The 25,023-nt window shown below is 64.4% G+C and carries 25 protein-coding genes, 1 tRNA gene and 1 other RNA gene; 6 read left to right on the top strand and 21 right to left on the bottom strand.

Features of this window, described 5'->3' with window-relative positions; translation table 11 throughout:
* The first annotated feature begins 444 nt into the window (after positions 1 to 444).
* A complete protein-coding gene (locus CH256_RS06570; RefSeq protein WP_037190211.1) occupies positions 445 to 789 on the top strand; it encodes a histone-like nucleoid-structuring protein Lsr2 in 345 nt (114 codons plus the stop codon).
* A gap of 152 nt (positions 790 to 941) precedes the next feature.
* Here the strand turns inward: CH256_RS06570 and CH256_RS06565 are convergent.
* From CH256_RS06565 to prfB, 19 genes are all read right to left on the bottom strand, one after another.
* Positions 942 to 1,014: transfer RNA gene (locus CH256_RS06565), tRNA-Ala, on the bottom strand.
* 126 nt (positions 1,015 to 1,140) lie between these two features.
* The gene (locus CH256_RS06560) at positions 1,141 to 1,887 is read right to left on the bottom strand and encodes a DsbA family protein (RefSeq protein WP_068045875.1); all 747 of its coding nucleotides are present in this window, start codon (positions 1,885 to 1,887) and stop codon (positions 1,141 to 1,143) included.
* 25 nt (positions 1,888 to 1,912) lie between these two features.
* A complete protein-coding gene (locus CH256_RS06555; RefSeq protein ID WP_068045927.1) occupies positions 1,913 to 3,070 on the bottom strand; it encodes an MFS transporter in 1,158 nt (385 codons plus the stop codon).
* Positions 3,071 to 3,147: 77 nt separating this feature from the next.
* Positions 3,148 to 4,788: a phosphoglucomutase (alpha-D-glucose-1,6-bisphosphate-dependent) gene (gene pgm / locus CH256_RS06550; protein ID WP_068045877.1), complete on the bottom strand. Its 1,641-nt coding sequence runs from the start codon at positions 4,786 to 4,788 to the stop codon at positions 3,148 to 3,150.
* A gap of 70 nt (positions 4,789 to 4,858) precedes the next feature.
* The gene (locus tag CH256_RS06545) at positions 4,859 to 5,590 is read right to left on the bottom strand and encodes a DUF1295 domain-containing protein (RefSeq protein WP_373454784.1); all 732 of its coding nucleotides are present in this window, start codon (positions 5,588 to 5,590) and stop codon (positions 4,859 to 4,861) included.
* 56 nt (positions 5,591 to 5,646) lie between these two features.
* Positions 5,647 to 6,972: an SAM-dependent methyltransferase gene (locus tag CH256_RS06540; protein ID WP_068045882.1), complete on the bottom strand. Its 1,326-nt coding sequence runs from the start codon at positions 6,970 to 6,972 to the stop codon at positions 5,647 to 5,649.
* Entirely contained in the window at positions 6,969 to 8,282 is a 1,314-nt protein-coding gene (locus CH256_RS06535; protein ID WP_094669142.1) for an SAM-dependent methyltransferase, read from the bottom strand. The genes CH256_RS06540 and CH256_RS06535 overlap by 4 nt, the downstream gene beginning before the upstream one ends.
* A complete protein-coding gene (locus CH256_RS06530; RefSeq protein WP_068045885.1) occupies positions 8,279 to 9,058 on the bottom strand; it encodes a DUF1365 domain-containing protein in 780 nt (259 codons plus the stop codon). Before CH256_RS06530 ends, CH256_RS06535 begins: the two co-directional genes overlap by 4 nt.
* Positions 9,049 to 10,320 carry an NAD(P)/FAD-dependent oxidoreductase gene (locus tag CH256_RS06525; RefSeq protein WP_179272018.1) on the bottom strand — a complete coding sequence of 424 codons (1,272 nt, stop codon included), beginning with the start codon at positions 10,318 to 10,320 and terminating at the stop codon, positions 9,049 to 9,051. Before CH256_RS06525 ends, CH256_RS06530 begins: the two co-directional genes overlap by 10 nt.
* Positions 10,317 to 10,976, bottom strand: a complete 660-nt coding sequence (locus tag CH256_RS06520; protein ID WP_094669143.1) for an alpha/beta hydrolase — start codon at positions 10,974 to 10,976, stop codon at positions 10,317 to 10,319. The genes CH256_RS06525 and CH256_RS06520 overlap by 4 nt, the downstream gene beginning before the upstream one ends.
* Positions 10,977 to 11,094: 118 nt before the next feature.
* Positions 11,095 to 11,465, bottom strand: a transfer-messenger RNA (tmRNA) gene (gene ssrA, locus CH256_RS06515).
* 65 nt (positions 11,466 to 11,530) lie between these two features.
* Complete coding sequence (locus tag CH256_RS06510; RefSeq protein ID WP_068045888.1) at positions 11,531 to 12,991, bottom strand: SDR family NAD(P)-dependent oxidoreductase; 1,461 nt, start codon at positions 12,989 to 12,991, stop codon at positions 11,531 to 11,533.
* A 31-nt stretch (positions 12,992 to 13,022) separates the two neighbouring features.
* Entirely contained in the window at positions 13,023 to 13,877 is an 855-nt protein-coding gene (locus CH256_RS06505) for a DMT family transporter (protein ID WP_068045891.1), read from the bottom strand.
* Between the two features lie 8 nt (positions 13,878 to 13,885).
* Entirely contained in the window at positions 13,886 to 14,359 is a 474-nt protein-coding gene (gene smpB, locus CH256_RS06500) for an SsrA-binding protein SmpB (protein WP_027496576.1), read from the bottom strand.
* Between the two features lie 83 nt (positions 14,360 to 14,442).
* Positions 14,443 to 15,348 (bottom strand): permease-like cell division protein FtsX, encoded by a 906-nt coding sequence (gene ftsX, locus CH256_RS06495; RefSeq protein WP_068045894.1) that lies wholly within the window; start codon positions 15,346 to 15,348, stop codon positions 14,443 to 14,445.
* 63 nt (positions 15,349 to 15,411) lie between these two features.
* Complete coding sequence (gene ftsE, locus CH256_RS06490; protein ID WP_027496574.1) at positions 15,412 to 16,101, bottom strand: cell division ATP-binding protein FtsE; 690 nt, start codon at positions 16,099 to 16,101, stop codon at positions 15,412 to 15,414.
* 86 nt (positions 16,102 to 16,187) lie between these two features.
* Positions 16,188 to 16,634, bottom strand: a complete 447-nt coding sequence (locus CH256_RS06485; RefSeq protein ID WP_068045896.1) for a hypothetical protein — start codon at positions 16,632 to 16,634, stop codon at positions 16,188 to 16,190.
* The gene (locus CH256_RS06480) at positions 16,631 to 17,530 is read right to left on the bottom strand and encodes a mechanosensitive ion channel family protein (RefSeq protein WP_068045937.1); all 900 of its coding nucleotides are present in this window, start codon (positions 17,528 to 17,530) and stop codon (positions 16,631 to 16,633) included. Before CH256_RS06480 ends, CH256_RS06485 begins: the two co-directional genes overlap by 4 nt.
* 38 nt (positions 17,531 to 17,568) lie before the next feature.
* The gene (prfB, locus tag CH256_RS06475; protein ID WP_068045939.1) at positions 17,569 to 18,681 is read right to left on the bottom strand and encodes a peptide chain release factor 2; all 1,113 of its coding nucleotides are present in this window, start codon (positions 18,679 to 18,681) and stop codon (positions 17,569 to 17,571) included.
* Between the two features lie 92 nt (positions 18,682 to 18,773).
* Between prfB and CH256_RS06470 the strand changes: the two genes are divergently transcribed.
* Positions 18,774 to 19,565 carry an inositol monophosphatase family protein gene (locus CH256_RS06470; protein WP_068045900.1) on the top strand — a complete coding sequence of 264 codons (792 nt, stop codon included), beginning with the start codon at positions 18,774 to 18,776 and terminating at the stop codon, positions 19,563 to 19,565.
* Between the two features lies 1 nt (position 19,566).
* Here the strand turns inward: CH256_RS06470 and CH256_RS06465 are convergent, their stop codons facing one another.
* The gene (locus CH256_RS06465) at positions 19,567 to 19,941 is read right to left on the bottom strand and encodes a DUF1304 domain-containing protein (protein WP_094642286.1); all 375 of its coding nucleotides are present in this window, start codon (positions 19,939 to 19,941) and stop codon (positions 19,567 to 19,569) included.
* Positions 19,942 to 20,083: 142 nt separating this feature from the next.
* Here CH256_RS06465 and CH256_RS06460 point away from each other — a divergent pair, with 142 nt between their 5' ends.
* The 4 genes from CH256_RS06460 to CH256_RS06445 all read left to right on the top strand — a co-directional run bounded on the left by CH256_RS06460 (position 20,084) and on the right by CH256_RS06445 (position 24,586).
* A complete protein-coding gene (locus tag CH256_RS06460; RefSeq protein ID WP_094642469.1) occupies positions 20,084 to 21,493 on the top strand; it encodes an acyl-CoA dehydrogenase family protein in 1,410 nt (469 codons plus the stop codon).
* A gap of 45 nt (positions 21,494 to 21,538) precedes the next feature.
* On the top strand, positions 21,539 to 22,759 hold the full coding sequence (locus tag CH256_RS06455; RefSeq protein ID WP_068045941.1) for an acyl-CoA dehydrogenase family protein: 1,221 nt from the start codon (positions 21,539 to 21,541) through the stop codon (positions 22,757 to 22,759).
* A gap of 185 nt (positions 22,760 to 22,944) precedes the next feature.
* The gene (locus CH256_RS06450) at positions 22,945 to 23,289 is read left to right on the top strand and encodes a YciI family protein (RefSeq protein WP_068045944.1); all 345 of its coding nucleotides are present in this window, start codon (positions 22,945 to 22,947) and stop codon (positions 23,287 to 23,289) included.
* Positions 23,290 to 23,305: 16 nt separating this feature from the next.
* Positions 23,306 to 24,586, top strand: coding sequence for an RNA polymerase sigma factor (locus tag CH256_RS06445; protein ID WP_094669141.1), 1,281 nt, complete (start codon positions 23,306 to 23,308; stop codon positions 24,584 to 24,586).
* Here the strand turns inward: CH256_RS06445 and CH256_RS06440 are convergent.
* The coding region (locus CH256_RS06440; RefSeq protein WP_094669140.1) for a GNAT family N-acetyltransferase at positions 24,559 to 25,023 on the bottom strand (465 nt) is incomplete at its 5' end. The genes CH256_RS06445 and CH256_RS06440 overlap by 28 nt on opposite strands.

Genomic DNA, 25,023 nt, shown 5'->3' with positions numbered 1-25,023 from the left:
CGGGTCACCGCACCGCGGGGCACCACACGTCACAACAGACACTTGCGCCTCAAGTGAAGCAGATATTGCCGTCGACGCGTCTCGGGTGATCTTTCGTTAGTGAAACGATTGCGTTTCGTGACCGATTCGTTGCCGGATACATCGAAGCCGAGCGGCACCAACCGATCGCATTCGATCGAACCCGAACCGACCCGAGGATGGCACTACGTATTCAAACCGGACAGTTCGTCTTTCTCACGGATAACGATGAACAGGATCGCCGAGACAATGCTTCTCACAATCACCTCGTCGGTTTCACGAGGTGTCGAGGTGATTGTGAGAATTCTGCGAATCGAGTAACAATTCCCCGACCCGCATGGATAAAGACATTGTTCAGCCGTATAGTCGCTTCAGTTCGATCTGGACATCCCCGCATCATCCCCTGCATCATTGGAGAGCTTCAGCATGGCCAGAAAAGTCTATGTGCAACTAGTCGACGACATCGACGAAAAACCGATCGAATCCGGTGGCGAACACATAACCTATTCGGTCAACGGAGTCAGCTACGAAATCGACCTGAGCGACAAGAACGCGAAGGAATTTCACCGCAAGCTCGACTATTACATCGAGCACTCGACCAAGGTCGGTGGAAAGCGAACGAAGAAGTCGAGCACCCCGGCAACCGGTGCCAAGCGCGACGCCAATCAGACCAAAGCCATCAGAGAGTGGGCCAAGGCGAACGGCCACAACATCTCGGCGCGAGGCAGAATCCCCGCCGAGGTCGAGCAGGCATTCGACGCCGCTCACTGAACCACCACAGCCGAATCGGGCTCCGGTCCGACACTCGAAAGCCGATCCGGCGGTCTCGACACCGAAACACGAAAAAAGCGTCGCCCGAGGGCGACGTTTTTTTCATTGACCATCTTGGTGAAGCTTGTTACTCGGTGAAGCTTGCTTCTCGGTGGAGCTAAGGGGACTCGAACCCCTGACCCCCACACTGCCAGTGTGGTGCGCTACCAGCTGCGCCATAGCCCCGAGTTACTGCGTGCTCCCGCTCATGCGGTTGCTCGAACGAAGTTACACCATCGGTCGCAGCAGCAACAAATCACCTGGTGCGACCGGTACCGAAACCTCCACGACCGATCGCACCGACGCCCGAGATCAGTTGATCGACGCAAGCCATTCCGAGTCACCGAGCGCATCGACAACCTGACCGTCCACGAGGACCCCCGGCGTTCCCCGGGCACCCGACGCCGCCAGTGCGTCCCGTCCGGTGTTCGCATCCGCTACTGCTGCATCGCGCTGCGCACCGCTGGTGATGCATTCCGTTGCCAGCTCGCTCGCTCCCGCAGATCCGGCGAGTTCGGCGAGTTCGGCATCGGTTCGGTCGGAGTCACCGCCTTCTTCGGGGCGAAATTCCGGGTCGAACAACCCGGCGTGAAATGCCGAGTAGACCCGCGCGTTCTCGGTCGCTGCCACGCAGTGCGACGCCGCGACGGCACGCGTCGAATAGTCATTGGACGCCGACTGTGGATCCAGGAAATTGACCAGGTGGTAATTCACCGAGACGACACCGTCGTCGATTTTCTGAGCCAACTCCTGGCCGTGTTTCACTTCGAGGTCGCCGCAGAACGGGCACATCGGATCCTCGAAGACATCGATGACCCGCTGCGCTTCAGGACGCGACAGCTGCACCACACCGTCACCCGGCAACGACAATTCGACCGCCGGATTCTTGACCGTTCCGTAGCCGTCGTTGCGGGGAGCGTCGCTTCCGCTCTGCCACATGATCGCCACCACGATGACGATCACCACTACGACGAATGCGATGCCACCCAATACGTACGTCATCGTGTTGGAGGTTGCCTCGGGTGTGTGTTTCGTACTCGATATCTTCTTCTGGCTCACACAGCGAATACTACGGTTGCGTGCGTCAGGTGCTCTCGCGCCCGAGCGTGTCCGGAACTCGCGACCACCAGAGTCCGGCCAGGAGAAGCAGCGCTCCCGTCACGGCGAAAGCCGGACCGAACGAGACCTGCTCGACGATCATCCCGGCCACGATCGGGCCGATGACCGCACCGACATCGGAGGCCATCTGGAATGCAGCCAGCACGGGCCCTCCGCGCGCCTTCGATCCGATCACGTCGGCAACCGAGGCCTGCTGGGCGGGGCTCATCAGTCCCGATCCGATTCCGGCGATCAACGACACCACGAGAAACAGCACGGGATCGTGCACGTAGCCCATAACGACGGTTCCCAGGCCGCACACCGCCAACCCACCCACCATGAAGGGCTTGCGACCGCGCACATCGGACAGGCGACCGGCAGTGGTGAGCACCAGCGCATTTCCCACTGCGAACACGGTCAGCGCGATACCGACGAACACCTCGGATCGCTGCATCGCCTCGACGACGAACAACGGCACCAAGGCCACCCGAACACCGAACACTGCCCACCCGTTGGCGAAATTCGACGCCAGCGCGGCTTGATACGACGGAATCCGCAGGGCGGCGAGCAACGACATCGTGGGCGGTGCGGAGCCCTTCTCGGGCTTGACGAGGTCGGAATTGCCCAGGGTGAAATACACGACGGCCGCGGCGATCACGAGAGCCACGGCGTAGATGACGAACGGCACCCGCAGACCGAATCCGACGAGCGCGCCGCCGACGAGTGGACCGCCGATGGTTCCCAACAGGAAGGCGGTCGCATACAGGCCGGAGATGCGGCCACGACTGGTCGGAGGACTGATCCTGATCAGCAGTCCCAATGCCGACACCGAGAACATCGTCGAGCCGATGCCGCCGAGTCCGCGAAAGAGCAGCAGCTGCCAGTACGTCTGGGCCAGAGCGCACGCACCGGTGGACACCGCAACGATCAGCAGTCCGATCAGGTACACGGGCCGCTCGCCGAGCCGCTGCACCAGAGCGCCACTGGCAGGTGCGAACAGCAACCGCATGAGGGCGAATGCACTGATGACCGCCGACGCCGCGGTGTAGCCGACGCCGAATTCCCGGGCGAACTGTGGCAGAGCGGGCGCGACGATGCCGAATCCCAGCGCGATGACGAACGCCGCCGATACCAGAACCCAGATCTCCGGCGGGAGCTTGCCTCCGGGTTGGAACGCCGGCTCGGGCGTCGAACTGTCGTGATCGGGTGGAGGTGAGTCGGTCACGAGCTCTCGAGTGCGGACGACACCAGTTCACGTGCTGCGGCTTGAACCCGGGCCAGATGCTCCTCGCCCTGGAACGACTCCGCGTAGATCTTGTACACGTCCTCGGTTCCGGACGGGCGCGCAGCGAACCAGGCGCTCTCCGTCGTCACCTTCAGTCCACCGAGGGCAGCTCCGTTACCCGGCGCCTCGGTCAGCGTGGCTGTGATCGGTTCCCCGGCAAGCTCGGTGGCGGTGATCTGGCTCGGTGAGAGCTTGGTGAGAACGGCCTTCTGCTCGCGGGTGGCCGGAGCGTCGACGCGGGCATACGTCGGATTGCCGAACTTCGCGGTGAACTCGCCGTAGCGCTGAGACGGCGTGGACCCGGTGACGGCGGTGATCTCGGACGCCAGCAGCGCGAGGATGATGCCGTCCTTGTCGGTGGTCCAGACTCGGCCGTTGCGTCGGAGGAACGACGCGCCTGCGCTTTCCTCGCCGCCGAAACCGAGCTCACCGGCAAGCAGACCTGGAACGAACCACTTGAACCCGACCGGCACCTCGAGGAGTCGACGACCGAGACCTCCGACGACCCGGTCGATCATCGACGAGCTCACCAACGTCTTGCCCACTGCCGCCGTGGGTGACCAATCGGGTCGGTGCGTGAACAGGTAGTCGATGGCGACGGCGAGGAAGTGGTTGGGATTCATCAGGCCACCGTCGGGAGTGACGATGCCGTGCCGATCGGAGTCGGCGTCGTTTCCCGTCGAGATGTCGAAGCGATCGCGGGCAGCGATGAGCGACGCCATCGCGTTCGGCGACGAGCAATCCATCCTGATCTTGCCGTCGGTGTCGAGAGTCATGAAGCGGAATGTGCCGTCCACCAACGGGTTCACCACGGTCAGGTCCAGATTGTGCCGCTCGGCGATGGCATCCCAGTAATCGACACTCGCACCGCCCAACGGATCTGCTCCGATGCGCACCCCGACCGCACGAACAGCGTCGAGATCCAGCACGTTCGGCAGGTCGTCGACGTAGGTGCCGAGGAAGTCGTAGCGCGAGACGCTGCCCGCGAACGCCTGCGCGAGAGTCACCCGCTTGATACCCGAAATGCCATCGCGCAGAAGCTCGTTCGCACGAGCGGCAATGACCGACGTGGCATCACTGTCGGCCGGACCGCCGTGCGGAGGGTTGTACTTGAAGCCGCCGTCCCGGGGCGGGTTGTGCGACGGCGTCACCACGATGCCGTCGGCCTTCGCCGACGGGCCGGATTCGTTGTACCGAAGGATGGCGTGACTGACGGCGGGAGTCGGCGTGTATCGATCCCCCGAATCGACCAGGACGTCGACGTCGTTGGCTGCCAACACTTCCAGAGCCGTCGTCCAGGCGGGTTCGGACAACGCGTGGGTGTCCCGGCCGATGAACAACGGCCCGGTGATGCCTTGTGCCGCGCGGTACTCCACGATCGCCTGCGTCGTCGCCACGATGTGTGCCTCGTTGAACGCCGAATCCAAGCTGGACCCTCGATGTCCCGATGTGCCGAACACCACCTGCTGACTGGGTTCCGACACGTCGGGAACCCGCGAGTAGTACGCCGTCACGAGCTGCGAAAGATCGACCAGATCCTCCGGCAGTGCAGTGGTTCCAGCTCTCTCGTGCGCCACGATGCGCCTCCTCGTTGATCGACGAACCGAAATCCTCGACCAACCCTAGCGCCGCTGCCCCACCCGCGAGCTACTTGCCGGCTCGTTTCGGCGGCCGTGGGAGGAAATAGCTGGTCCGCTGCTGGTATTCGCGATACCCCGGACGCTTTTCCATGCTGCGCTCGAGCAACCGCGCACCGGTGGCGAACACCAGGAAGTACGTCATCGCGATGGGCGACAGAAACGTGAACACTCCGGGCCACGCCGACGCCGAGACGAGAAACAGTCCCCACCAGACCGCCGAATCGCCGAAGTAGTTGGGGTGCCGCGTCCACGACCACAGACCACGATCCATGATCTTGCCCTTGTTCGACGCGTCGGCCTTGAAGGCCGTCAACTGCGCATCGCCCACTGCCTCGAACGTCCATCCGAGAATCCACACCAGTACACCGAGTACGACCACCGGCAGAACGGATCCGTGGGCGACCGCTGATACCTGCAGCGGCAGGGACACGAACCACAATGCAATCGCCTGCGTCAGGTAGATCTTCCGCAGCGCGTACAGGGTTTCGTTACCGGTGGCCTTGGCGAGCAGTTCGGTGTAGCGCGGATCCTCACCGTGCCCGCGCGAGCGCCGAAAGACGTGCACTGCAAGTCGAAGTCCCCACACAGCGACGAGGACGAGCAGAAGTATTCGACGCCACAGTTCGCCTGTTCCGGTCGCAGCCGAGATCAGCGCGATCAGAACGAACCCGCCGCCCCACGTCACGTCCACGACGTTGTGGCGTCCGATGCGCGCGCCGATGAGGGCGGTGACGATCATCAGAAGGGCGGTGCCGCCGAGGCTCGCCAGCGATACGGTGAGGAAATCTGACCAGTTCACCGTGGGCACACCCACACCGGCCGCACCGGTTCCATGTCGGACGGTCCGTTCTCGGACCGAACCGCCAGAATCTGGTCGACGCCCATCCGGTTGTCCCGGAACGCCATTCCGCCGCCGATCAGGTACAGCCGCCACACGCGAGCGACCTCTTCCCCGACCATCGCCACCACATCTTCGAAGCGCGCCTCGAAGCGTTCCGTCCAGACGTCGACGGTCCGCACGTAGTGCTCCCGAAGGGCATGGACGTCGCGAACCTCCAGTCCTGCCTCCTCGATCATCGCGACGGTCCGCCCAACCGGGCGCATGTACATGTCCGGCGCTATGAACGATTCGATGAATGCTCCGCCGCCGGGGTTGTCCCCTTCTCTTCGCGACATCTGCTGAATCAGCACGCGTCCACCCGGCTTGACGTTCGAGTGCAGTGCGGCGGTGTAGGTGGGGTAATTGGCCTCCCCCACATGCTCACCCATCTCGATCGACGCCACCGCGTCGAAGGGCCCGTCCGGAATCTCTCGATAGTCCTGAATTCGAATCTCGACGTTGTCCTGCAGTCCTCGGTCGGCGATTCGCGTGTCGATGAAGGCTTTCTGTTCGCGCGAGATGGTCACTCCGACGACCTGCGCTCCGTACTCCTGAGCGGCGTGCAGGCTCAGGGACCCCCAGCCGCAGCCGACGTCGAGAAAGCGTTGCCCTGCACGCTTGTCGAGGCCGATCTTTCGACAGACGAGGTCGAGTTTGTCGCGCTGGGCATCGTCGAGGGTGTACTCCGGCGAATCCGAGGTCCAGTAGGCCGACGAGTACGCCATATGCGAATCGAGCACCAATTCGTAGAAGTCGTTCGACAGGTCGTAATGGTGGCTGATCGCAGCGCGGTCACGGAGCATCGAATGCAACCGACCCTTCACCGAGGCCTGCGACACGGGCGGAGGTAGTGGGCGACCGAACACTCCGAGGTCCTTGGCCAGTTTCGCCAACCGCACCAGCGACGCCGGCCCCGGTCGGATCGCCGACAGTCGGCGCGCACGCACCACTCCCCAGACGTGATCCAGGGCCGCGGCGAGATCACCGTCGACGTCCAGCTCCCCGGTGACGTATGCCTGCGCAGCGCCGAGTTCGCCCGGGCTCCACAGCAATCGACGAAGGGCGCTCGGGCTCCGCAACAGCACTCGCGGTGCCGACGCATCTCCTGCAACGGATCCGTCCCACGCCTGCAGCCGAACGGGAAGCGGACCACCCACCAGGGGTTCGATCAATTCGGCAATCCGATGTGCAACACCGACACTGCGATCGGTCCGGTCCACGGAAAGTGTCGAGGCGGTCATCGGTTGTCCCTTCGGTCGAGCACGATCTGCTGAACATCGAGGTACCCGGATCGAAATCCGGCCTCCGAGTAGCACAGGTAGAAGTGCCACATTCGCGCGAACACCTCGTCGAAACCGAGCTCCTCGGCCTCGCTGCGGTATTCACGGAAACGCCTGTCCCACTGAGCGAGGGTGCGCGCGTAGTGATCGCCCATCGACAGACGCTCGCGAACCCTGAGCGAGGTGCTCTGCTCGGTCACCTCCTCGATGGCCCGCACGGACGGCAGGAACCCGCCGGGAAATATGTACTTGTGTACCCAGGTGTACGTGTTTCGGGTGGCCAGCATTCGGTCGTGCGGCATCGTGATGGCCTGAAGAGCAACCCGCCCACCCGGCGCGAGCAGCGCGTCGATCGTCTCGAAGTACGTCGCCCAGTACTGATGCCCGACGGCCTCGATCATCTCGACCGACACGATCGCGTCGTACTCGCCGTCGACCAAGCGGTAGTCGAGGAGATCGATCTGGATCCGGTCTCCGTAACCGGCAGCGGCACAGCGCTTACGCGCCAATTCCTGCTGTTCGGTCGACAAGGTCACCGACCGGACCGTCGCACCACGAGCTGCCGCACGGATTGCCAGCTCACCCCATCCGGTACCGATCTCGAGCACCCTGGTTCCCTCGCCGACGCCCGCCCGGTCGAGTAGCCGGTCGATCTTGCGACGCTGGGCGTCGGCGAGTTCCTCACTGTCGTCGTCGTTTCCCGATTCGGCGAACAACGCACTCGAGTAGGTCATCGTCTCGTCGAGGAAGAGCTCGAAGAGGTCGTTCGACAGGTCGTAGTGGCGCGAGATGTTCGATCGCGTGTTCGTGGTCGTATTCCGCTCGCTCCGTGGAGGTTTGGGGACATAGATCCCTCGGAGGCGCTGCAGGGACTTCGGAATCAGGGACGCCATGCGCCGGGCGAAGACCTCGAGCACAGCAGTGAGGTCCTCGGCCTCCCAGTCTCCGGCCATGTATGCCTCACCGAATCCGATGAGTCCGCTGTCGCCGACCCGTACTGCGAAGTCGTGTGGTCGACGGACGGTCATCAACGGTGCATCGGCCGAGCCTGCCCCGATCACCTCACCGTCGGGCATCGCGACCCGAACCTGCAAACGCGCGACCGCGCGGCGAAAGAGGAAATCGGCGACGGGTGCGGCAGCCGCAACCTTGGCGCCACCGGGGACATGGGCGATCTGAGGCCACACCCGTGGATCCACCGATGGACGCGGACCGACGGCGGAAGCACCGTACGGGTTCGACACAGAATCGGCCTTCGACACAGAAGTCATCTGCGGGCCCCTTCCTTCTGGAATTCTCGCGCCCCGGGAGGGGCAGGTTTCTGCACGATCTTCAGACCCCGAGCCCAGAGCCGAATGCCCTGCCAGCGGATCTGTATCACCACACGCAGCGGCGCACAGGGGATCTCGAGTGCGGTGCGAAGAATCGACCGCGTCGTCACCTCTCGTCGACGGCCGTCCACGGTCGCCACGAACGGCGGCTGACCGGGCCGCTCGAGGACGATCGACAGCCGGAGTGCCGCGTCCGGCTCGGGTAGCCGCATGGAGTATTCGCCGTCGACGTCGTTGAACGGCGAGACGTAGAACTCCTTGGAGGTGCGGGCCGCGCCGCGATGGTCGGTGTGCAGCAGATACCGGTATCGCTCGCCGTAGGTGTTATGGACCTCCGCCACCACGCAGCGGAGGTCTCCGTCGCGATCGTGACACCAGTACACACTCAGTGGGTTGAACGTGTGCCCGAACACCCGCGCGCTGGCCAACATCGTGATCCGTCCGCCGCCCAGGTCGATACCGTTCTCCGCCAGGAACCCGTCGACGTTCTCTCGAATGGTGGCGTCGGGGTCACCGAGATGGTCACGGGCGTCGAACGAGGCCAGCGGCCGCAGCATCCGGGGCAATTCGGGGAGTGCGTCGAGGTCGACGAGCCAGCTGTAGCTCTTGTACGAGAACGTGTTTCGGATCGGCGCGCGTCGAACGTGGTCGATTCGAGTGCGATACAACGCCGCCCCGTGTGCGCGGGTGCTCGGCAGAACAGATGTCAGAGCCACGTGGCCCCCACCCGTTGTGCGGCGCGCGCTCCCGACAACGCACCGTCCTCGTGGAATCCCCAGCCGTGGTACGCACCGGCGAAGGCGACTGTGTCGGTATCCAATTCAGGAAGTCGACGCTGCGCTGCAACCGATTCGGGGGTGTATTGCGGGTGTTCGTAGGTCATCTCGTCGAGTACCGCATTCGGGTCGATGCGATCCGCTCCGCCGAGGGTGACCAGCATCCTGCGATCGGTGTCGCCCAGACGCTGCAACCTGGTCAGGTCGTAGCTGACGAGCACCCGGTCGGGTTTGGCGGCGCAGGACGGCAGGTGGTAGTTCCACGACGCCCGAGCCCTCGCGTTCTTCGGCAACACCGACGAGTCGGTGTGCAGTTGCGTGTGATTGGTCGAGTACGGCATCGCGCCCAGGATGCTGTGCTCGAGAGCCGTCGGTTCTGCGAGCATCTTCAGCGCGGCACCGGGATGCACGGCGATCACGGCCGCGTCGAACGTGCGCAGGCGGTCGTGGCCGTCACGGATCTCCACGGAGTCCTCGGACCTGTACACCGCGCGCACCGGGGTATCGAGCATCACCTCGTCGATGTGCTTCGCAACCCGGCGAACGTATTCGATGGACCCGCCGGTGACGGTGCGCCAGGTGGGAGATCCTGTGACGGTGAGCATTCCGTGGTGGCGGAGAAAAGTGAACAGGTAGCGAGCCGGGTAGGCGAGAGCAGTGTCCGGATCGCACGACCACACCGCAGACACCAACGGCGTCATGAAGTGGGATTCGAAGTACGCGGAGAACGAATGATCTGCGAGGAACTGCGCGAGGGTCGTCTCGGACTCCACCGTTTCGGCACTGTCCAGCAGTTCGTTGGCCAGGCGATGAAAACGCTTGACATCGAGCAACATCGAGACGAATCGTGGCTTGAACATCGCGGTGCGCTGCGCGAGGATCCCGCGCATGCCCTGGCCGCCCGAGTACTCGAGTCCGCACCCGTCGCAGCGCACGGACATGCTCATGTCCGAGTCCTGCGTCGGCACGTTCAGTTCGTCGAACAGGCGCAGCAGAGTCGGATAGGTCCGGTCGTTGTGCACGATGAACCCGGTGTCGACGCCGACAGGACCGTCGGGGCCGTCCACGTAATGGGTGTCCGCGTGCCCACCGAGCCGAGAGTCCGCCTCGTACAACGTCACCGACGAGTTCTTCGACAGCGCATACGCGGCCGTCAGTCCGGCGATACCGCTCCCGACCACCGCGATGCGACGGCGCGTCACGACGGTGTGCCCATGCAGTCGGCCCGCGCATCGTCGGCGATACCGAGAACGAAGTCACGCGCCGCCCGCGACCAGACCCGCGGATTGCGCAGCATGAAGTGCCCACCCGGAACGGAGAGATAGCGGGCGTCCGCCCCTCGGGATGCTGCTCGCTCGGTCGCCCGGCGCGAGGTTCGAGGATCGGTCCACTTGTCGGCCGTCCCGTGTACGACGAGCAACGCATGCTGCAAGCCGAATCCGTCGGCCTCCGTACCCTCCGGCCACCACGGAGCCAGCGCGACGACACCCACGACGAAAGGGTCGTCGATCAGAGCAGCAGCAGTGCGGCCACCCATCGAATGGCCGACTACCACCACATGAACGTCGGGGTACTCGGCGTGTATGCGATCGAGCGCCCACCGCGCATCCTCGACCGGAGACCGCTGGGGGGCGTTCCAACCACGAAACCGATACTGCAGCTGTTGGACCGAAATGCCGCGTGCCCGGCCCGCGCGACGAAGCATCCAGGTGAACGGCCACATGCGCAGACCGGCCAGGTGCCACGGCCTACTGCGCGCCCGGCTCACGTCCTTGCCGCCGCCGAGGACCAACACGACCAGTGCAGGCTCGGAGACTCTTTTCCCGGTCCGCAGAACTGGAGTCGGCTCGTTGCTCATGACCACTATTCGGCACTGCGGCCGCTTCGGGTGGGATGGGTCGAGTCGAGTCGATTGTGACCTGGCCGACAGAGAAAGAAGACCGGGCCGAGAGTGTGTCTCTCGGCCCGGTCTTCTGCGGTGGAGCTGCCGGGAATCGAACCCGGGTCCTCTGCTGCATTGCCAGGGCTTCTCCGTGTGCAGTCCGCTATGCCTCTACTTGGATCTCCCGATCTCGCGAACAAGTCAGGATGACGATCCCAGCCACTGTTTGATGTTCCTCATCATCCCGCGGCCGGATGAATCGGTAAGCCCTCTAGCTGATGCCAGTACCCGGACCGAGGGCAAGCCCGGACTGACAGACACGCAGTCGCTACTTAGGCAGCGAGTGCGTAGTCGCGCTGATTGGAATCGGCGCTTATAAGGTTGCGATGACGCTTACGGTGGTCTCTCGCCTGCACCGACACGCTTCCCCTGACTCAACATACAAAGTCGAAACCGTTCAGCCCCGTATGTTCCCGAACACCGTGTCCGGGCTGTTCAGTGTAACGCCTCTCCCGAGCACATTCATTCCATTAACGGCCGACCCGGCGATCCGTCGTGTTCGACGCGGCATCTTCGTCCACTCGTTGCACGACCGTGCGCAACATTCGACGTGTCATGAGCAGGCGTGCCGGCAGCGAGGCGTACCAGACAGCCCGACCGGCAAGACCGCGAGGAAAGAACACCAGCCGCTGCTCGATCGTCGGCTGCTTCGCCGTGCCGCCGACCGTCAGATCCAGCCACGCCTCTCCGGGTAGACGAGTCGAGGACTTGAGCCGAGTGGTGTGTTCGGTGCCCGACGCGGATGCGTCGGGTCCGGTGACGTCGCGACGCCAACCGGTGAGAACGTCGGCGTCGGCCAATCGTTCGAGAGCGGGCCTGATCGCGGTCGACGGTGCCGAGCTTCGGGCGACCCGGGTGTCGGTGTAGACGACCTCTCCTGCCCACGTCGGATCCGAGGGCAACGGATCCGACGGTGCCGCGGTACCGGTGGCGTCGGTCCACCGCGTCTCGACCTCGCCGTCGTCGATCTTGCGCAGTGCCAATCTCACGGAGTCGCGGTAGCCGGTCAGGCCGCCGTCCGGACGCGGTACGACGGCGTCGATGTCCATCTCGTGGCCCACGGCGTCGTACTGCAGAGATTCGATGAGCGGCATCGCCAGGCCGCGCGGAATGGGAGTCACCAAACCGATCCAGTGGCCGGCCAGTCGAGGAGTCAACACCGGGAGAACGATGATCCGACGCTGCCGCAGACCCGCGACGTCGGCGTAGATGTTCATCATCTCGCCGTACTGCATGACGTCGGGTCCGCCGATGTCGAATGTCCTGGATTCGGTGATCGGCGCACTCGCGGCCCCGATCAAGTAGTGCAACACGTCGCGAACGGCGATGGGCTGGATGCGGTTGTGTACCCACCGCGGTGTGGTCATCACCGGTAGCCGATTGGTGAGGTGCCGGATCATCTCGAACGACGCCGAACCGGATCCGATCACGACGCCTGCCTGCAGCACGATCGTCGGCACACCCGAGTCGATCAGTATGCGTCCTACTTCGGCTCTCGACTTCAGGTGTGGTGAGAGCTCACCGGTCGGTGGATGCAGCCCGCCGAGGTAGACGATGCGGCCGACGCCGCACTCGGCAGCGACAGCCGCGACGTTCTCGGCGCTGTCGCGCTCGGTATCGGCGAAGTCGGAGTGGCCTGCGGTGCCCATGGAGTGCACCAGGTAATACATGATGTCGACACCGGTCAAGGCTTCTTTCAGCGACTCGCGATCGCTGAGATCCCCCTGGACGATCTCGACGTTCGCCGCCCACGGCACGTTGTCGAGCTTGCTGGGGGTACGAGCGAGCACCCGCACCCGATAGCCGTCGTCGAGCAGGCGCGGTGCCAGACGCCCGCCCAGGTATCCCGTGGCACCGGTGACGAGTACGCGGGGAGGCTGTCCGTCGACCTGGGCCGCGGGGATGTCGGACGACGAATCGGAAGCTGTCATAACCGGGGTCATTACCCGTCTGCGAGCATGTTCAACCCGCGAGCGCGATCATGGCGATGGCACCGAGCGCCAACGCCATTCCCACTTTCTGCAGCGTTCCGACCCGTTCGCCGAGCATCACCATCGCCAGCAACACCGTGGCTGCGGGATACAGCGAGGCAATGACGCTCACCAGCGACAGCAAACCGCCCTGATACGCGTAGATCATCGCAGCGTTGGCGACGACGTCGAGCACGCTGACGAAGGCGGCGAGTTTGAGGACGCTGCCGTGCGGAGGTGAGAAGTGACCGGAGGCAAGTGCCACGATCCAGACGACCGCGGTCGCCGATGCGCGCGACGCCGCGAGCGGCCACAGCCCACTGCCGTCCCCGATCCGGTGCAGAAAGATGAAGGCGAACGCGAACGTCACCCCCGAACCGACCGTCAACCAGGCGACCGTTCGGGTGAACTTCATCTCTCGACCACCGGCAACCTCACCGGTCACCTCGTCCGGCGATTCTCTGCTGACCAGCACCACGGCCACCAGTGCGACGGCGATACCGACGAACGCGATCACGCCGGGCCGCTCGCCCATCGACAACCCGACCAGCACCGGGATACCGGCGACCAGCACCGCGGTGACCGGCGAGACCACGGCCATCGGTCCGGCGGCGAGGGCCAGGTAGAACCACCACACGGCAACTCCGCCTGCGACACCCGAGGCCAAGCCCCAGAGCATCGCCGGGAGTTCGATGGTGCCGCCGACGAACGGAGCGACGAGCAGGACGATCACCAGCGAGAGCGGGTAGGACACGATGACCACCCGGAGGGCGGCGACCCGGCGGGATGCGACACCGCCGACGAAATCGCTCACCCCGTAGCCGACGGCAGCTACCAGAGCGAGCAGAACAGCGGTCAGCGCATTCCCTTCACGCGACGGCCCAACTCGCGAGTGACCTCGCGTTCGGCGGTGCGCTTGGCCAGCGACTGTCGTTTGTCGTAGTCCTGCTTGCCCTTGGCCAGTGCCAGCTCGACCTTGACCTTGCCGTCGGAGAAGTACATCGACAGCGGCACCAACGTCAGGTTGCCCTCTTTGACCTTGCCTGCGAGGCGGTCGATCTCGCGGCGGTGCAACAGAAGTTTGCGGTTGCGCCGCGGCGCGTGGTTGGTCCAGCTACCGAGCGTGTATTCCGCGATGTGCAGTCCGCGTAGCCAGATCTCTCCGTCGTCGACGGTCGCGAAGGCGTCGACCAGCGAGGCCTTGCCGTCACGCAGACTCTTGACCTCGGTTCCGACGAGGGCAACTCCGGCCTCGACGACGTCGAGTATGGAGTAGTTGTGCCGCGCCTTGCGATTGGTCGCGATGGCCTTGCGGCCCTTCTCTCTCACTGCAGGGCCCTTTCTCGAGCGTTCGTCGCGCAGACCGGTTCCACGGGCAACCGCTCCAGCATAGAACCGAACGGCAAGCGAATTTATTCGCGCACGTACAGGCGCAGCGTGATGTAGGCCGTCACCGCGGCCATTCCGACTCCCACCAACGCCAGGAACGGCGAGACGAGCAGCACGTCACTGTTCGATATCCGGGCCAGGATGTTGGCCTGATACACATCCGACAGAACGTCGTCGATGAACATGTTCTTGGCCGTGAACAAGCCGGCAATGGCAAGTGCGGAGCCGATCAAGGCCGCCACCACCGCCTCGAGCAGGAACGGCAGCTGGGTGTACCAGCGAGTGGCACCGACCAAGCGCATGATGCCCACCTCGGTCCGTCTGGTGAACGCGGCGATCTGAACCATGTTGGCGATCAACAGGATTGCGGCGATCGCCTGCACCGTGGCGATGGCGAATGCAGCGTTGCGCACGCCGTTGAGCACGCTGAACAAGCGCTCCACCAGGTCGCGTTGGTTCAGCACGCTCTGCACGCCGGGTCGATTCTCGAAGTTGTCGTTGATCACCCCGAACCGCTCCGGGTCACTCAGACGAACCTTGAACGATGCGGGAAAGCTGTCGGCACTGACCAGTTCGGCCAGCTCGGGCTGATCCTTGAACACTCGCTCGGTGGCGTCCTTCACCGCATCCTCACGATTGAGGTACTGCACCGAAACCACCGACGGCGTGCTCTCCAGATCCGAGCGCAGGGTGGCGCAGGTGTCCTCGGCGCAATCGGGATCGGTTGCCGAGATGTCGTCGGTGAGGAAGATCTGCACTTCGACCCGGTCGAGAAAAATCTGCTGTGTCTTGCCCGCCATCTGCACCACGAGCAGTCCCCCGCCGAACAGGCCGAGAGAAATAGCGGTCGTCAAGATCATGGCGATCGTCATGGTGATGTTGCGGCGAAGTCCGGTGAAGACCTCGCTGAAGATGAAACTTGCGCGCATCGCGGAATCCGAGCCCTTCGATTCGTTCGGTCGTGAAGTCCGATAGGTCCTGGTCGGGTGTCGTCAGCGACCGACGCCGTAGACCCCGCGGGCCTCGTCACGAACGACTCGTCCGTTGTCGAGTTCGACGACGCGTCGGCGCATCGAATCGACGATGTGGTTGTCGTGGGTGGCCATCAGCACCGTGGTGCCGGTGCGGTTGATGCGCTCGAGCAACAGCATGATGTCCTGACTGGTATCCGGATCGAGGTTTCCGGTCGGCTCGTCCGCGAGCAGCACGAGCGGACGATTGACGAACGCCCGAGCGATGGCGACTCGCTGCTGTTCACCACCGGACAGCTCGTTGGGCAGACGATCCGACTTGCCGCCGAGTCCCACGAGGTCGAGCACTTCGGGGACGGTGCGCTTGATCATCGAGCGCGGCTTGCCGATCACCTCGAGGGCGAACGCCACGTTCTCCACGACGGTCTTCTGCTGCAGCAGACGGAAGTCCTGGAACACGCAGCCCATGCTCTGCCGCAACCGCGGGACACGACGGGCCGCCAACCTGTTGACATGGAAGTCGGCGACATGGATGTCGCCGGAGGTGGGCGTCTCCTCCTTGAGGAGCAGCCGCATGAACGTCGACTTCCCCGAACCCGATGGGCCGATCAGAAACACGAACTCGCCTTTGTCGATGGAGACCGTCACCTTGTCCAGGGCGGGCCTGGTGGAGGTCTTGTAGGACTTGGAGACATTCGAGGTGCTGATCACGGGTCGCCAGTGTAGTCCTTACTCACCGGTAGCTGCCGGAACCGCTCGGGCGTCGCGGCGAGTCCCGAGAGACGGTAAAGGCCGACTCAGCGCGCGGATGTCGGCGCAGGTTGGCTGGGTATCAGCGACTGGATGGCCGGCGGAATCGGCACGCCGAACGGCGCGGTCGTCGTCGGTGGCACAGTCGTCGTGGTTGCCGGCTGACCGGATCCGTCGACGCTGTCCGATCCATCCGGGTCGGTGGTGGCCGTCGGCGTGGGTGTGACCGTCGTGCTCGTGAAACTCGGCTCCGTGGTTTGCGGCTGGGTGTACGGGGTGAGCTCGCCTGGGTCCACAGCAACCGGACCCTGAACCTGTTCGCTGTCCCTCTCGGCGATCTCGGCGCTGACCTGGCCGTACCAGAGACCGGTGAGCACGAAGCAGATGCCGAACGCGACGGTGGACGTCCGGACGCGGCCGTAGATCTTTGCCGGGATGCGCCACTGTCGCCAGTTCCGCTGCGGGTGTTCGGTTCCGGTCTCCGTCGTGCTCACTGTTCCTCCCTCCGGTCTCGTCCCGACGCATCCGGTGCGACCCCGGCCGTACTGACGTCGGGAGCAACACTGATGCCCTCGGGGCGCAGTGCGGCAGCCACCCGGACACGAAGTTCTCGTCCCACCTGGAACTGCTTGCCGGGCAATGTTCGCGCCACGAGACGAACGTTGACCTGGCCCACCTCGATGCTCTCCACGCCCATCACGGTCGGTTCGTCGAGCAACAGGGGCCGCAGCCGGGTGTCCGCGAACGCGTCGCGGCCGACTGTGCGGAGCAGTGCGTTGACCTGGGTGAGATCCGCTGTGCTCGGCACGGGAACGTCGACGACGGCGCGCGCCCAGTCCTTCGACAGGTTGATCGCCTTGACGATCTGCCCGTTCGGCACGGTGATCACCTCGCCGTCGACGCTGCGCACCCGAGTTACTCGTAGCGTGACGTCCTCGACGGTGCCCTCGGCGTCCTCGGCCGAGCCGTTGACGGCGATCTGCACGACGTCACCGAATCCGTACTGACGTTCGGTGATGATGAAGAACCCGGCCAGAATGTCCTGGACCACGCGCTGAGCTCCGAAACCGAGTGCCGCGCCGATGACCGTCGCGGGTGCCACCAGCCCGCCGACGCCGAATCCGAAACGCCTCAACACCTCGATGGTGACCAGGATGTAGATGAGGGTGACCACGACCCAGGTGATGACCTGGGCAAGGGCGTGCCGATGCTTGGCGGCCTCGGACCGCACGAGCGCATCGCTGTGCTGGTAGTTCTGGTCGATGCGGGCAGTGATCCGCGACCCGGTCCAGGTGACGAAGCGCGCGGCCAGAAGCCCGCCGAGGATGTACAGCAGTATGCCGAGGGCATTCTGCTTCAGGTCGAGCGTCGGGTTCAACCAGCTCGTCATCGGATCGTCGGAGCGGAGCCTGCGCAAAGACCGGTCATCTACTGCTCCCCCCGCATTCGCCATCGAATTCCCGATTCCAGGAATCCGTCGATGTCTCCGTCGAGAACAGTAGACGGATTGTTCACCTCGTACTCGGTACGCAAATCTTTGACCATCTGGTACGGGTGCAGTACGTACGAGCGCATCTGATTTCCCCAGGAGCTGCCGCCGTCTCCCTTGAGCGCGTCCATCTCGGCGCGTTCTTCCTTGCGCTTGACCTCGAGCAGCTTGGCCTGCAGCACTCGCATGGCCGATACCTTGTTCTGCAGCTGCGACTTCTCGTTCTGGCAGGTCACCACGATCCCCGTCGGGATGTGCGTCAACCGAACGGCGGAGTCGGTGGTGTTGACCGACTGCCCACCCGGCCCGGACGAGCGGTACACGTCCACGCGAATGTCGTTCTCGGGGATCTCGATGTGGTCGGTGGTCTCGACGACCGGAAGAACCTCGACCTCGGCGAAGGACGTCTGGCGTCGACCCTGGTTGTCGAACGGACTGATCCGCACGAGCCGGTGTGTGCCCTGCTCCACCGACAGCGTGCCGTACGTGTACGGGGCCTTGACCGCGAACGTCGCGCTCTTGATGCCGGCTTCTTCGGCGTAGGACGTGTCGTAGACCTCGACGCCGTAGCCGTGCTTCTCGGCCCAGCGGATGTACATGCGCATCAGCATCTCGGCCCAATCGGCAGCGTCGATTCCGCCTGCACCGGAACGGATGTTCACCAACGCGTCGCGCGCGTCGTACTCACCGGACAGCAGGGTCCGTACTTCCATGGCTGCGATGTCCTCACGGAGCGACGCGCGTTCGGCGTCGGCATCGGCGGTGGCGGATGCGGCGTCGTCACCTTCCTCACCCTCGGCGAGCTCGTACAACACCGGCATGTCCTCGAGGCGCTGACGGAGCTCTTCGACGCGGCGCAGCTCGGCCTGCGCGTGGGACAGCTGGCTGGTGACCTGCTGAGCGTGTTCCTGGTCGTTCCACAGGTCCGGTGAGGCCGCCTGATGTTCGAGTTCGTCGATGCGTCGCCGCAGTTCCTCGACGTCGAGAACAGACTCGACGGTGGAGAGAGTGGTGTCGAGCTCGGCGAGGTCTGCAGAAACGTCGGGATGCACGAGAGTCAAGGTTACCGGCACGCGAACCCGAACCCGACCGCCCCCGAGCAACACCGGGCACAGTCGGATGTGTCCGTCGTTAGTCTTACGCGGTGACCGACTACTCCGAGGATCTTTCTCTCGCCCTCCGACTCGCCGACGAGGCCGACGCCATCACGCGGCGGCGATTTCTCGCCATGGACCTCTCGGTGGATTCCAAGCCGGATCTGACACCGGTGTCGGACGCGGATCTGGCCGTCGAGACGACGATCCGCGGCGTGCTCGGAGCGCAACGCCCTGCCGACGCGTTGCTGGGCGAGGAATTCGGCGGCACTGCAACGTTCAGCGGACGCCAGTGGGTCGTCGATCCCATCGACGGCACCAAGAACTTCGTCCGTGGCGTTCCGGTGTGGGCGACGTTGATCGCGCTGCTCGACGACGGAATACCCCGTGTCGGCGTGGTGAGCGCGCCCGCCCTGGGCCGACGGTGGTGGGCAGCACTCGATCTGGGAGCCTGGACGGCATCGGACGGGGGCACCCCGCGCCGGATCGAGGTCTCGAAGGTCGATTCGCTGGCGTCGTCGAGTCTGAGTTTCTCGAGCCTGAGTGGGTGGGCGGACCTCGGCATCAGGGATCGTTTCCTCGATCTGACCGACGCCGTGTGGCGGGTTCGCGGCTACGGCGACTTCTTCTCCTACTGCCTCGTCGCCGAGGGGGCGGTCGACATAGCCGCAGAACCCGAGGTCTCACTGTGGGACCTGGCCGCACTCGATGTCCTCGTGCGCGAAGCCGGAGGCAGTTTCACCGCGCTCGACGCCACGGCAGGCCCGCACGGTGGCAGCGCCGTGGCCACCAACGGTCTACTGCAACACCAGGTCCTCGCGCACCTGTCCCCCAGCGCCTGAATCACGCCTGGAGAACTGCAGCCAGGATCAGCGCGATCAGCGGTGTGATGCCCTGGACGAATGCGGGCCGGAAATACTTCGCACCGCCGGTCGCCAGAACGATCGCTGCGCCGACGATGCTCGCGCACGCGAAGTAGACGACGGCGTCGCCTGCGGACCCGCCCACGACGAGTCCGACTGCGATCCCGACAGCCAGAAACAGGTTGTAGAAGCCCTGATTGAACGCCATCGGCTTCACGACATCGGCGTCGTGCTGGCTTGCGACGCCGAACTTGGCCCAGATGACCGGCTTCGACCACAAGACACTTTCCATGACGAAGATGACGACGTGGAGGGCCGCGGCGATGGCGGCGAAGACCTGGGCGATCGGGTGCACGGACGTAGCGTGCCATACCCCTCGTCGCCGGAGGCAACGTTCGGTTCGCCGGCCTCCTGGAAAGGTCAACTTACTCGACAGTAGACAGCTATCTTACTCGGGAGTAAGATCTGTGGAGTCCGTGCCCGACGCCGAGGAACTGGTGATCATGAGCAAGCAAGACAGTGTGGTCGACGCGAAGGCCCCGAAGGTGCCCCGCGATACTTCTGCAGTTGGCCTCAACCCGTTCAAGCGGGATGCGATCGGAACCGCGATGCGCGTTCTGACCGCCATCACCGGATCGGAACTGGCGGAGAAGTACAACCTCCGCCAAACCATCGACCGGGTGACGTACGAGAGCACCAAGACCGGGTTCAAGACCCTCGGCGCTGCCAATCGCACGTTCGCCAAGGTCACCGGTGGCGGCAAGCCCAAGCGTCTCGACGACGGCGCTGCCAAGAACCTGAGCTACTTCGACCTGACGCCCGACGACGAACAGCGCATGATCGTCGAGACGGTCAAGGAGTTCGCCGAGGAGATCCTTCGCCCGGCTGCGTTCGACGCAGACCACAGCGCCTCGTCGCCCGAGGATCTGGTTCGGCGCTCCGCCGAGCTCGGCATCACGCTCATCAACGTTCCCGAGGAACTCGACGGTGCCGCCACCGAGCGTGGCGCGGTCACCAACTCTCTCGTCGCCGAGGCACTCGCCCATGGCGACATGGGGTTGGCACTGCCCATCCTCGCGCCCAGCGGGGTCGCCGTCGCTCTCACCCAGTGGGGCACCGACGCACAGCAGAAGACCTACCTCCCGGCCTTCGTCGGTGAGAAGGTGCCGAATGCAGCAGTGGTCGTCAACGAGCCCCGCGCACTGTTCGATCCGTACGCATTGCAGACCAAGGCCGTTCGCTCCCCCAGCGGCTACAAGCTCAACGGAGTCAAGAGCCTCGTGCCTGCTGCCGGCAGTTCCGAGCTGTTCGTCATCGCCGCAGAACTCGAAGGCCGTCCGGCATTCTTCATCGTCGAGTCCGATTCCAAGGGCCTCGTCGTCGAAGCCGACCCGAGCATGGGCCTGCGCGCAGCCGGCCTGGGTCGCCTGATCCTGACCGACGTCGCGGTTCCCGAGTCGGCCCTGCTCGGCGACGGTGACGCAGACCAGCGTGCCGCCGAGTACAGCGCAGCCATCGGCCTCGCGCGCCTCGGCTGGGCATCGCTGGCCGTCGGTACGAGCCAGGCCGTACTCGACTACGTCATTCCGTACGTCAACGATCGCGTCGCCTTCGGTGAGCCGATCAGCAATCGCCAGGCCGTCGCATTCATGGTCGCCAACATCGCCATCGAGCTCGACGGCATGCGGTTGGTCACGTTGCGCGGCGCTTCGCGGGCCGAGCAGGGACTGTCGTTCACTCGTGAATCGGCGCTCGCCCGTCGACTCGCCTCCGAGAAGGGCATGCAGATCGGTTCCGACGGCGTGCAGCTGCTCGGCGGTCACGGCTTCACCAAGGAGCACCCGGTCGAGCGTTGGTACCGCGATCTGCGGTCCGTCGGCGTCGCCGAGGGCATCGTTCTCATCTAGCTCGCCGCCCCGAATTTCCATGGCACTCACCCAAGGACATACACGATGATCAATCTTGAACTTCCCAAGAAGCTTCGGGCGCAGGCGAATCAGGCTCATCAGGTCGCTGCCGAGATCTTCCGCCCGATCTCCCGCAAGTACGACCTCGCCGAGCACGAGTACCCGGTGGAACTCGACACCATGGCGTCGATGGTCGAAGGCATGTCCGACGCCGGTGGCGAAATCGGCGGAGCCGCCGGTGGACGCGAGAAGGACAGCGAGTCGGCCAAGCCCAGCAAGACCGCGAACGCCAACGGCGGCAACATGTCCGCTCTGGTGAACGTGATCGAGACCTGCTGGGGCGACGTCGGCCTCACCCTGTCGATCCCCTACCAGGGACTCGGTAACTCGGCCATCGCCGCGGTGTCCACCGACGAGCAGCTAGAGCGCTTCGGCAAGGTGTGGGCTTCGATGGCCATCACCGAGCCCGGCTTCGGTTCGGACTCCGCAGCTGTCACCACCACCGCCGTCCTCGACGGCGACGAGTGGGTACTCAACGGCGAGAAGATCTACGTCACCGCCGGCGAGCGTTCCACCCACATCGTGGTGTGGGCCACGGTCGACAAGTCGCTCGGCCGAGCGGCCATCAAGTCGTTCGTCGTCCCGCGTGACGCTCCGGGCCTCTCGGTCGCCCGCCTCGAGCACAAGCTGGGCATCAAGGCGTCCGACACCGCAGCCCTGCTGCTCGAGGACTGCCGCATCCCGAAGGACAACCTGCTCGGTACCGCCGAAGTGAACGTCGAAAAGGGCTTCGCCGGCGTCATGCAGACGTTCGACAACACCCGTCCCCTGGTGGCAGGCATGGCGATCGGCGTCGCACGTGCGGCTCTCGAAGAACTGCGTTCCATCCTGGTGGACGCCGGAGTCGACATCTCCTACGAAACGCCCGCCTACAACCAGCACGCGGCGGCCGCGGAGTTCCTGCGCCTCGAAGCGGACTGGGAGGCAGCACATCTGCTCGCACTGCGTGCGGCGTGGATGGCCGACAACAAGGAGCCCAACTCTCTCCAGGCCTCGATGTCCAAGGCCAAGGCCGGTCGCTCGGCAGTCGACATAACCCTCAAGGCAGTCGAATTGGCCGGCACGTACGGCTACTCGGAGCGCCCGCTTCTCGAGAAGTGGAGCCGCGACTCCAAGATTCTCGACATCTTCGAGGGAACGCAGCAGATTCAGCAGCTGATCGTTGCTCGCCGCGTACTCGGAAAGTCGTCGGCAGAACTGAAGTGACACCTGGCTCGTCGTCGAGCCGAAGAGTAACCGCTGAACGGCACCGGACCTTGCGTCCGGTGCCGTTTTTCGTGTGTGAGAAAGAAAAATCGGGAGCCGGTGTCGATATCGTGGTCTGTCGAACGTCGTCATCGTGTACGGCGACTCGCGCCGCGACACCGAGGTACCGACCCCAGGAGCGCATCATGAAGTACATCCTCTTGATCAACGCAGACACCGCGCCCGGAGCAGCACCGGGCTGCAGCAGTGTCGAGGACTGGATGACCTACGAGAAGGAGATGAAGGACGCGGGCGTTCACGTCTCCGGTCACGCGATGGTTGATCTCACCACGGCCACGGCTGTGCGCGTCGACGCCGCCACCGGAGAACGCAGTGTCACCGACGGACCGTATGCCGAATCTCATGAGGTTCTCGGTGGCTACGACGTCATCGACGTTCCCGATCTGGACGCTGCACTCGAATGGGCGGCCCGATGCCCGGGCTCCAAGGACGGCGGCTCGGTGATCGTACGTCCCCTTGCAGAATTCTGACCTGCGGGACCGTTCGATGAGCGAGTCCGATGTTCATCGAGCTCTCGACTCGGTCTTCCGCGCCGAGCGCTCGATTCTGCTCGCCTCGCTGGTGCAGCGGTATCGCGACCTCGACCTCGCCGAAGAAGTGACCTCGGACGCCATCGAATCGGCCCTGAAACACTGGCCGGTCGATCTTGTCCCGGCCAAGCCCGGTGCCTGGTTGCTCACCACTGCCCGGCGGAAGGCAGTCGATCGCTTGCGGCGCGACCAGACCCTGGCCGCGAAAGTCGGGGTGCTGCAGGCGGATACGGATCGTAGCGAACCGAGTCGCTTGAATTCGCTCGACGAGACCCTGCCCGACGACCGACTGCAGTTGTTCTTCACCTGCGCGCATCCTGCCCTTGCCGCCGGTGACCGGCTCGCACTGACTCTTCGATGCCTGGCCGGTCTCACCACCGGTGAGGTCGCCCGGGCTCTGCTCATCCCCCCGGCGACAGCAGCGCAGCGAATAGTGCGAGCCAAGAACAAGATTCGGGCCGCACGGATACCGTTCCGTCTCCCGGGCCCGGACGAGTTGGCAGGCAGGGTCCCGATGGTGCTCGAGGTGATCTATTCGATCTTCACCGAGGGCTATTCGGCGACGTCGGGTGATCACGTCGGACGAATCGATCTCACCGACGAGGCCATCGGGATGGGCCGTCTCCTGTACGCCGCATTGCCGACGGAGTCCGAGGTGTTGGGTCTACTGGCGCTGATGTTGCTCGTCGATGCCAGACGCGACGCGCGAACCGGACCGGACGGTGAGATCGTCTTGTTGGCCGACCAAGACCGCCGACTCTGGAATGCCGAGTTCATCGCCGAGGGTAGGGAACTCGTGGTCGAGGCTCTCGGCGGCGGCCGGAGCGGTCCTTACGCTCTACAGGCTGCCATTGCTGCACTGCACGACGAATCACTCGACGCCGACAGCACGGACTGGCCTCAGATCGTTGCCCTGTACGACGTACTCATGACGCGGGCACCGAGCCCGATCGTCGCGCTGAACCGGGCGGTTGCGCTGGCGATGCGCGACGGTCCCGCAGCCGGTCTGCACGAATTGGACCTGCTTGTCGACGAGCCGTCCCTACGCCGCTATCACCCGTATCCCATGGCGAGAGCAGATCTGCTGCAACGACTCGGCAGGTTCGAAGAGGCGGCAATCGACTATCGACGAGCGTTGGATTTCGCCCGAACCGCACCGGAGAAAAGCCTGCTTCGCGCTCGGCTCGCGGAGGTGCGCGCGTACCCCGGTCAGGCCGACAGCACCACGTCCACCTGATCTGCAGTCAACGAGCGGTCTGAGTACACCAGGCGTACTGCGTCGACATCGGGGTTGCCGACGTCGGGTCCACGGGCGATCAACTGCAAGCCCGCGCGCTCGGCCACTCGGGCCGACGCGACGTTGTGTTCGAGGAGGTACGCCACGATCGGCAATTCGGGCTCGGTTCGGTGCGCACACTCGACTCCGATCTCACACATCTCCGTTGCGTACCCGTTGCCCTGTGCGTCGGGATGGAGGCGATACCCGAGATTCCAGAAGGTGTTCCGCCGCTTCGAGCATCCGCCGTAGCCACTGATCGTGCGGCTGCCGCGCTCACGAATGATCCACGTGGACAGTCCATCCCGCCGCCACTGCTCCGCCCAGCTCTGCAACATTCGTTCGGTTGCACCGGGATCGGTGTGTCGCAGGCTCGGGAAGTGCGTCCACGACTGCGG

The organism is Rhodococcus sp. 05-2254-6, assembly GCF_002258565.1.
GTDB lineage: Bacteria > Actinomycetota > Actinomycetes > Mycobacteriales > Mycobacteriaceae > Rhodococcoides.
The sequence above is the reverse complement of the archived record's forward strand: the minus strand, read 5'-3'. Positions and strand labels throughout refer to the sequence as shown.